Genomic DNA, 8,630 nt, shown 5'->3' on the forward strand with positions numbered 1-8,630 from the left:
TAATAATTTGTCATCCTCATATTTGGTTTGTAGATTCAATTGATTTAAAACAAGATATAAAAAATAAAACAAATAAATTTGAGATTATAAGACAGGATAAAGGTGATTATGAATATTTTAATGATGGTTTCACATACACTATAACTGGGCCTGAAATAAGCACTAAAACTATATTATGGAAAGATATTCAAAGTATAGATGTCGTACGCCAAAATATTGGAACCATTGATGAGATTCAACTCTATATATTGTGTTCAAATACAATCATTTATATTACGGAAAATACACCAGGTTATTACTATTTCATTGATCAACTGCATCAGAATTTTCCAGAAATAGATGAAATTTGGCAAATTTCAATCATTGCAGATGATTCAGGGCAACCATTCAATATCTTAAAAAAGGCAATGGTCATTGATATGAAAAGCTATTTAGCCGTCTACGACATTGGCGCATAATTTGCTTGTTTCTAACTAATTTTTTACTGTTTGATATAACAAATTAGGAAGTTGAAGTGACTACAGGCTACTTACGCGGGCAAGACTTAATTGACCAGATCCAACAACAGGATTATTCCAGAGACCTAATTGGATATCATGGCGATGTACCTCAAGTCGTATGGCCTAATCAGGCACGTATCGCAGTGCAGTTCGTGTTGAACTATGAAGAAGGTGGAGAAAACCACATCGAACATGGGGATGCAGGATCAGAACAATTCTTATCCGATATTATTGGAGCGGCCAGTTTTCCTGCCAAACATATGTCGATGGACTCGATGTATGAATATGGCTCCAGAGCCGGTTTTTGGCGGATTCATGCAGAATTTAAAAAACGTGATTTACCCATGACGATCTTTGGCGTTGGTATGGCTCTAGCGCGCAATCCTTATATCGTCGATGCGATCAAACAATCCAACTATGATGTGGTTTCACATGGTCAACGCTGGTTACATTATCAAGATATGCCGATAGAGCTAGAACGTCAGCACATGGATCAAGCGATTAGTGTGCTTGAAGCTTTATTTGGAAAGACGCCTATTGGCTGGTACACAGGGCGTGACAGTCCCAACACACGTCAGCTATTGGCTGAATTTCCGCAAATCAAATATGACTGCGATCACTATGGTGATGACCTGCCTTTTTGGAGTCGTTTGACAAATGAAAATGGTCGAACCCGTCCACATTTAATTATTCCTTATACACTTGAAAGCAATGATATGAAGTTTTGTTCACCGGGTGGTTTCAACAGTGGTGAACAATTTTATCAATACCTTAAAGACGCATTTGATGTGCTATATGAAGAAGGTGAAAGCGCGCCAAAAATGTTATCGATTGGGATGCATTGTCGTATTTTAGGGCGACCAGGCCGTTTTAAAGCACTACAACGATTCTTAGATTATGTGCAATCACATGAAAAAGTGTGGATCTGTCGCCGTGGTGATATCGCGGAACATTGGTATACACATCATGCAGTCTAATAAAAAAATATTTGGATAAAGAGGAGCTTAGCTCCTCTTTTTTTAGGCCTGTACTTAGGTAACTGACATCATAGACCTAGGTTGGCACTGATATTGCAAAACTAAATTTGAACAATCATTCAATAATTTTAGGCGATTTTATAGTGCAACTTGTTGAATTTAATAAAGCATCCGAAGCAGATGTAAAAACTTTTTTTAAAGCACTGTGTGCAAATTGAAGGCTGGGCAGAACACATTGTAGCGCAGCGTCCTTATACCTCTGTCACGCAAATCACAGAGCAAGCAGTAAAAGCCGCAAATGCTTGGACTTGGGATGAAATCAAAAATGCTCTAGATAACCATCCACGGATTGGTGAAAAAAAGGCACAGGCTGAATTAAGTAGTTTGGAGCAACAATTTTCTAATCGAGAACAGTCTGAAATTTCAGCAGATGAAGAAACTCAGTTTGCATTGCTCAAAGGCAATATCGCGTATGAGAAAAAGTACGGATATCTCTTTTTAATCAAAGCTTCTGGCCTCAGTAGTGAAGATGTACTACAGGCGCTGCAATATCGATTATTGAATGATCCTGAAACCGAAAAACGAATTGTTCATCATCAACTGGCTGAAATTGCCTTATTAAGATTAAAACAGGAGCTTAGCGCATGATTAGCTCACATATTTTAGATACCAATCTAGGCAAACCCGCAGCGAATGTCAGCATTCAATTATTTAATGCGGAAGGTAAGTTACTAGGTTCAGCCCAAACCAATGCGGATGGTCGCGTTAATGATTTTGCGCTGAAGGACTTTACAGCAGGTGCTTATAGCCTTGAATTTGCGACAGCTGAATATTTTCAGACTTTAAATACCGAAACCTTTTTTCCAAAAGCTGTGATTCATTTTTATGTAAAAGATGCCTCGCAGCATTTTCATATTCCTTTACTCATCAGCCCATTTGCATATTCAACGTATCGTGGCAGTTAAGAGCAAAGTTAAAAAATAGGGGATATAAAAATGACAGAACAAGATAAAACAGTTTCACCAGAACATGAATATTTAGGCGCAGGAAAAAGCCTTGCCTATGGTCTACAGCATGTATTAACCATGTATGGTGGTATTATTGCTCCACCATTGATTATTGGTACAGCCGCGGGACTTGAACCTGCGCAAATCGGTTTATTGATTGCGGCAGCGCTTTTTGTCGGTGGCTTTGCGACCATACTACAAACTGTAGGTGTGAAATATATCGGTGCAAAATTACCCTTAGTTCAAGGGGTTTCATTTGCAGGTGTGACGACGATGATTGCCATAGTAACCGCAGGCGGTGGGCTTTCTGCTGTTTATGGTGCGGTGATTGTTGCATCTCTAATTGGCTTTTTCCTAGCACCTTATTTTTCAAAAATTATTCGTTTTTTCCCACCGATTGTGACTGGTTGTGTGATCACCGTGATTGGTCTTTCATTGCTGCCTGTAGCGGTACGCTGGATGATGGGGGGGAACAATAAAGCACCAGACTGGGGAAGTGCTGAGAACATCAGCTTGGCATTTTTAACGTTGGGTATCGTGATTGCGCTGAATTTAACACGTAATGCAACCATCCGACGTTTATCTATTTTGTTGGCCATCGTTTTCGGTACGGTGCTGGCTTATGCCTTTGGCTTTGGCGATTTTTCTAAAGTTGCAAATGGTAACTGGATTCAATTTCCAAGCTTCTTTGCTTTCGGTATGCCAACTTTTGAGTTAAGTGCCATTATTGCCATGCTGATCGTAACGTTAGTGATTATGACTGAAACGACAGCAGATATTATTGCCGTTGGGGAAATTGTTGGTACTAAAGTGGATGCTGAGCGCATTACCAATGGCTTACGCGCTGATATGCTATCTAGTGCAGCAGCACCAATCTTCGGTTCATTCATGCAAAGTGCTTTTGCACAAAATGTCGGTTTAGTAGCGATTACAGGCGTGAAAAGTCGCTTTGTTGTCGCAGCGGGTGGGATGATCTTGGTCGTATTAGGCGTTCTGCCAATTATGGGGCGACTGATTGCAGCGATTCCTGTCCCTGTCTTAGGCGGTGCTGGTTTAGTTTTGTTTGGAACGGTCGCGGCTAGTGGTATTCGTACCTTGGCGAAAATTGACTATAACGAGCAAAAGAACCTCATCATTGTTGCGACTGCGATTGCAGCAGGGATGATTCCAATTATCGATCATTCGTTCTACGCAAACTTCCCTAAATGGGTGCAAACACTCTTTCATTCAGGCATTAGTTCGACTTGTTTGATGGCGATTATTTTAAATATTGTGTTCAATCATTTGAATTTATTTAAAAATAAAGAAGTGACTATGAGCAAAGATCAGGTGAAAAAACCAAGCATGGCAATAGATGTGCAACATTAATCATGGCAGATTTTAAGTCTTGAACCATACGATGATTCATAGAATAAAGACTATATAGAATAAAAAAAGCCCTCGAAGTAGAGGGCTTTTTTAATGCGTTAGGTTTAAATTAAATAATATTATGAGATGAAATAAAGTAAGTATTAACAATTGCTTAAGTGATTTTAAGTCTATTTAACTGTAAGTGTTTAAGCTAAAAATACATTAATTTGAAATGTGAATAGGCATTGGTAACTGAAACACATCACAATTATGCCCAGCGCCAATACGATCGATGACGGCAAAGCTACTGGGTGCTTCGAGTGTCAGTAGTGGATGATGCCATGTTCCTGCACGATAGTTGACTCCTTGGCTACCATCAGTGATGAAAGCACATAGCTGTGTAAGATCAGGGCTGTGATCATCCAACGCAGGTGCAACAACCACTAAAAAAGCTTGCGCTTGCATTGGAATAAACGCTTGTGAGCCGTTGGGATGCCGCTCTAACATCGAAATCGTAAAAGGCAACTCAGTCGTTTTGATATTTCTGAAGATGCTAATTCCAGCAACCGCATCACCTGAAATTTCTGCTTCCACGAGCGCATGATATCGCTCTGTATGTGCGTCATTGATGTGGAAAAAATCATGTCCAGTTGTACAAATAACCTCACCAAAAGGCGCAAAGCCTTCAATACTTAGAGCTTGTATTTTTATGCTGTGTGTCATGTTTAGATATCTTATAGGGCATTTGATTAAAAAAATTGAAACCATACACATAGGAAGCACGAAGGCTTCCTATTTGATTAATACTGCAATTAAGGATGTATTTTTCCCCCATAACCGTATGCGACTAATTCCCCCGTCAGGAATCATATTGATGCGGATATGCGATATTTTTTCATGCTTTAAAATCTCACTGACAAAGCTATGAATATGATCCATCTGCATGTCTTGTGCGTCGAGCAAAAATGGCCAGAACATACTTTGCGGAATCAGTTGAGGGTCAGTGGCATCTTCTACATAAATCGCTTGTATGGAAACCTGCGCAGGGAAATTGCCTTTAAAATGGGCAGTATCAATATCAATTTTCTCTATTGCACCAGATTGACCCAAAGCCAAAATGCACCAGTCAAAACCTGGTGCACGGCGACGTTTCGTTTCCCAACCATCTCCCATATTGATGCCGCGACCAGGGTTAATTAAGTTTCGTGGATGTCCAAAATGAGCATCACTATAAGCAATAACACGTCCACCATTTTCCAGTGCAACGAGGTCTAATGTGCTCGTACTGTCTTGAATTTGAACCTGAACTTCACCATAGACTTTAAATCGCGCAATACCGCCGTCTGGATATATATTTAAACGTACATGGGTAAAAACCTGATCATTTGAGACCTTCAATATATGGTGTTGGCTCGGGCCCAATACGGTATTGTCTAAGATATTAACCCATGCTGCCTGTGCTAGCTCACCACTTGGTGCAAAACAGGCTTCAACGGATGCGGAAGCTGGATAATTCCCTGTAAAGAATGTTGTATCAATATCTAAGGCTTGAATTCGACCAGCAACACCGAGTTGGATGATTGCCCAATCATAACCTGCATGGCGTTTACGACGCGTTTCCCAACCATCCATCCATTTGCCATGCTCATCAAATTTATCTTCGACGAAGATAGGTGCATTAAATTGAAGCATGCGTTTTGATTCTGCAAAAAAATCATCTGAACAATCAAGTATTTTTGCACCAATACGGTCATCAGCTAAATTTGTAAGTGCCTGTAATTGTGCAGGAATATCAAAACTTGGTGCGAGTAAAGTCGCCATATATAAAATCCATTCACTATTTTCATTTAAAACATATGCATTTTGTTTTCAGTGTTAAAAATTTAACAATTGATAAAAACAAGCATTTACACGTGTTTAGAAGCACAGCGTGTGCCAACTTTAGAATTTTTTATTGCTTGTTTGAAAAAATGGCATGCTTTTCGCTTTTTAGGAGAAAGATATTTAAAAAAACACAGGGGAGTTATAGATGGACATTACAATTATTGGTGCAGGTATGGCGGGCCTAACGACAGGGATCGCTTTGAAAAAATTTGGACACCAAGTAACCATCTATGAACAGGCAGAACAAATTTTACCTGTTGGAGCCGCCATTTCTTTATGGTCTAACGGTGTCAAATGTTTGAACTATTTGGGGCTAACCGAACAAGTCGAAAAGCTCGGTGGCAAGATGGATCATTTAGCCTATATCGATGGCTTAACGGGCGATGTTATGACGCAGTTTAGTCTGTTTCCTTTAATCGAAGAAGTTGGACAGCGACCTTATCCCGTTTCACGTGCAGACTTACAAAATATGCTCATGGATGAATTTGGTCGTGAGAAGATTCATCTAGGCAAAAAAATGGTGAGCTTCTCAGAACAAGATGATCAGGTGATCACGCGTTTTGCTGACGGAAGTGAGGTTCTGGCTGATTTATTGGTTGGCGCCGATGGTACACATTCATTGACACGGTCGTATGTATTGGGGGAACAAGTTGAGCGCCGCTATGCAGGTTACGTCAATTGGAATGGTTTAGTCGACATTTCAGAAGAATTTGCTGCGGCAGATCAATGGACGACATTTGTAGGAGAAGGTAAACGTGTTTCGCTGATGCCCGTTGCCGACAACCGATTCTATTTCTTCTTTGATGTCCCTTTAGCAGCAGGCTTAGAAAATGACCGCACACAATATAAGGCCTTATTTAAAGAATACTTTAAGGTTGGTGTGAACCGGTTCAAAAGTTGATTGATGCCGTAGATGCCCAAAAAACCAATCGGGTAGAAATTCATGATATTGAACCTTTTGCAGATTTCTACAAAGGTCGCGTGGTGATTGTGGGTGATGCAGCACACAGTACAACGCCGGATATTGGACAAGGCGGCTGCCAAGCAATGGAAGATGCAATTTATTTAGCTCGTTCTTTGCAAATCAATACTTTGGGCTTACAAGATTCATTGCGTCGTTATCAAAATAAACGTAATGAGCGTGCCAATGAATTGGTACTGCGAGCGCGTAAGCGCTGTGATGTGACCCATATGAAAGATGAAAGTGTGACGCGTGAATGGTATGCAGAACTGCGTAAGGAACAAGGCAATCATATTATGAAAGGTATTATTAGTAATATTGTAGGTAATCCATTGGATTAAAAAAATAAACTAATAAAACTTTAGCTTTCAGCAACCAGTACGGTTTATTTGTACTGGCTTTTTTTATGAAAGTTTTGCGACCCCAAAACTTAAATAATGGTTTAGGGGTTCAAAGATTTTAAATTGATCTTAATTTCTTCCATTTTTTCCACCAAAAGATTAATCATGATCTGAGAAATTTGAGAGGTTTGGCGCTTCGATGCGACACATAAAGCGATGGTCAAACTGTGTAAACCTTTTTCACGGATCGGTTTAAAAATAATCTTATTATTCTCAAGCAGTGGCAAAGCATCCATATATGACATCAAACTGATGCCTAATTGTTGCTGAACCAATGACAATATCATTCTAATGTCATTACATTCGATCTTTTGAATCGGACTAAACTTATGATGCTTATATAAAGTCTGGACATATTCACTAATAATGAGTGGTTCACTCGGTAAAATATGCCGTTCATTTAACGTATCTGAAAGATAAATTTTATCCATCCCACCCAAGGTATGATGCGGTGACATTACAAAGCCCAACGGAATTTCTATAAAGGATAAAATCTCTAATTGGCTATGGCTTTTGGGATTTAAAATTATGCCAAAATCTAATTCTGCATCGACGATTTTTCTGGAAATGTCTTCACTGCTATTCATGCTGATGTTGACGTTGATCCACGGATAAGTTTCAGCCATCTTTTGAATGCAGTCGACGATGAAACTGTCATTCAAAGCTGCAATAAAGCCCATTTCAATGTTTCCACGGTTTAAGCCTTGGATTTCATCAAATCGAGTACGCGTCAGCTGATATTCTTTTTGCCATTTTAATAAATCGGCATACAGTAATTCACCCGCAAGCGTCAGTTTTAAGCCCTGAGGTAGTCGTTCAAATAGTGCAACTCCGAGTTCTTCCTCTGCCAAAACAATTTGTCGATGTACTGCCGAGACTGAAATAAAAAGTTGTTCAGCAGCTTTGCGTAGACTCCCAGTCCGTGCAACCGCCATAAAATATTCAGAAAATCTAGAAAAAGTAATCGACATACAGGCTTCAATCTCTATCGCGTGATCAGCGAATCATAATGTTATGTATTTTAAGCGATATTCATGCCAGCTTTATCAAATCAAGCAGGGTTCAATGCTTAATGTTCTAAAAAACAGAACAATCTATGCAAATCATTCTAATAGACAGAAATGTGTTTAGATATTAATTTCGACTTAGAAAATAAGGGTTTAGCAAAACCTTGATAATGCTAAATGCTGAAGAAATATTGAAAATGTTGAGATGAACTATGAATGCCATTCCAGTACTCAATTTATTTACCCAACCTCAGTGCAGTACATTTGATGCTAACGACTGGAATATTTTGGCGCAGCATTGGTATCCCGTTGCACGTGTAGAAGATGTTTCGATTGAACCGCAACAAGTGCAATTACTCGATGTAAAAATGGCGTTGTATCAAACTGAAAGTGGAAAAATTCATTTGGTTCGTGATATCTGTCCACATCGTGGGGTGCCATTAACCAAAGGTTGGGTCAAGGGTGAAGATATCATTTGTCCATATCATGGTCTACATTATAACGGCGCAGGAAAGTGTGTAAAAATTCCCGCACAGCCAGAGC

Annotated in this window: 8 protein-coding genes and 2 pseudogenes; 7 read left to right on the forward strand and 3 right to left on the reverse strand. The window is 39.5% G+C overall.

Features of this window, described 5'->3' with window-relative positions; all coding sequences use genetic code 11:
* The 5 genes and pseudogenes from AVJ20_RS17350 to AVJ20_RS17370 form a co-directional block, all read left to right on the forward strand.
* Positions 1-458, forward strand: a 458-nt coding sequence (locus tag AVJ20_RS17350; RefSeq protein ID WP_162689803.1) for a hypothetical protein, incomplete at its 5' end; no start/stop codon positions are given.
* Between the two features lie 56 nt (positions 459-514).
* Positions 515-1,477 (forward strand): allantoinase PuuE, encoded by a 963-nt coding sequence (gene puuE, locus AVJ20_RS17355; RefSeq protein WP_111886081.1) that lies wholly within the window; start codon positions 515-517, stop codon positions 1,475-1,477.
* Between the two features lie 143 nt (positions 1,478-1,620).
* Positions 1,621-2,125, forward strand: a pseudogene (gene uraD / locus AVJ20_RS17360) (2-oxo-4-hydroxy-4-carboxy-5-ureidoimidazoline decarboxylase).
* Complete coding sequence (uraH, locus tag AVJ20_RS17365; RefSeq protein ID WP_111886083.1) at positions 2,122-2,442, forward strand: hydroxyisourate hydrolase; 321 nt, start codon at positions 2,122-2,124, stop codon at positions 2,440-2,442. The pseudogene uraD and the gene uraH overlap by 4 nt, the downstream one beginning before the upstream one ends.
* A gap of 30 nt (positions 2,443-2,472) precedes the next feature.
* Positions 2,473-3,852, forward strand: coding sequence for a nucleobase:cation symporter-2 family protein (locus AVJ20_RS17370; RefSeq protein WP_111886084.1), 1,380 nt, complete (start codon positions 2,473-2,475; stop codon positions 3,850-3,852).
* Positions 3,853-4,056: 204 nt separating this feature from the next.
* On the opposite strand, the gene AVJ20_RS17375 is transcribed toward AVJ20_RS17370, so the two are convergent.
* A complete protein-coding gene (locus tag AVJ20_RS17375) occupies positions 4,057-4,557 on the reverse strand; it encodes an ureidoglycolate lyase (RefSeq protein ID WP_111886085.1) in 501 nt (166 codons plus the stop codon).
* 69 nt (positions 4,558-4,626) lie between these two features.
* Entirely contained in the window at positions 4,627-5,655 is a 1,029-nt protein-coding gene (gene alc, locus AVJ20_RS17380) for an allantoicase (protein WP_111886086.1), read from the reverse strand.
* A gap of 208 nt (positions 5,656-5,863) precedes the next feature.
* Here alc and hpxO point away from each other — a divergent pair.
* Positions 5,864-7,020 (forward strand): annotated as a pseudogene (gene hpxO / locus AVJ20_RS17385) (FAD-dependent urate hydroxylase HpxO).
* A gap of 101 nt (positions 7,021-7,121) precedes the next feature.
* Here the strand turns inward: hpxO and AVJ20_RS17390 are convergent.
* Positions 7,122-8,051, reverse strand: a complete 930-nt coding sequence (locus AVJ20_RS17390; RefSeq protein WP_111886087.1) for a LysR family transcriptional regulator — start codon at positions 8,049-8,051, stop codon at positions 7,122-7,124.
* A 248-nt stretch (positions 8,052-8,299) separates the two neighbouring features.
* Here AVJ20_RS17390 and AVJ20_RS17395 point away from each other — a divergent pair.
* Positions 8,300-8,630, forward strand: a 331-nt coding sequence (locus tag AVJ20_RS17395) for a Rieske 2Fe-2S domain-containing protein (RefSeq protein WP_162689804.1), incomplete at its 3' end; no start/stop codon positions are given.

Origin of the sequence: Acinetobacter sp. CFCC 11171, assembly GCF_003268405.1 — a bacterium.
GTDB lineage: Bacteria > Pseudomonadota > Gammaproteobacteria > Pseudomonadales > Moraxellaceae > Acinetobacter > Acinetobacter amyesii.

Bases quoted from the DNA above. Each gene is read 5' to 3' on its own strand.
- uraH (WP_111886083.1), top strand. From the start codon at position 2,122: ATGATTAGCTCACATATTTTAGATACCAATCTAGGCAAACCCGCAGCG.
- AVJ20_RS17370 (WP_111886084.1), top strand. From the start codon at position 2,473: ATGACAGAACAAGATAAAACAGTTTCACCAGAACATGAATATTTAGGC.
- AVJ20_RS17375 (WP_111886085.1), bottom strand. From the start codon at position 4,557: ATGACACACAGCATAAAAATACAAGCTCTAAGTATTGAAGGCTTTGCG.
- alc (WP_111886086.1), bottom strand. From the start codon at position 5,655: ATGGCGACTTTACTCGCACCAAGTTTTGATATTCCTGCACAATTACAG.
- AVJ20_RS17390 (WP_111886087.1), bottom strand. From the start codon at position 8,051: ATGTCGATTACTTTTTCTAGATTTTCTGAATATTTTATGGCGGTTGCA.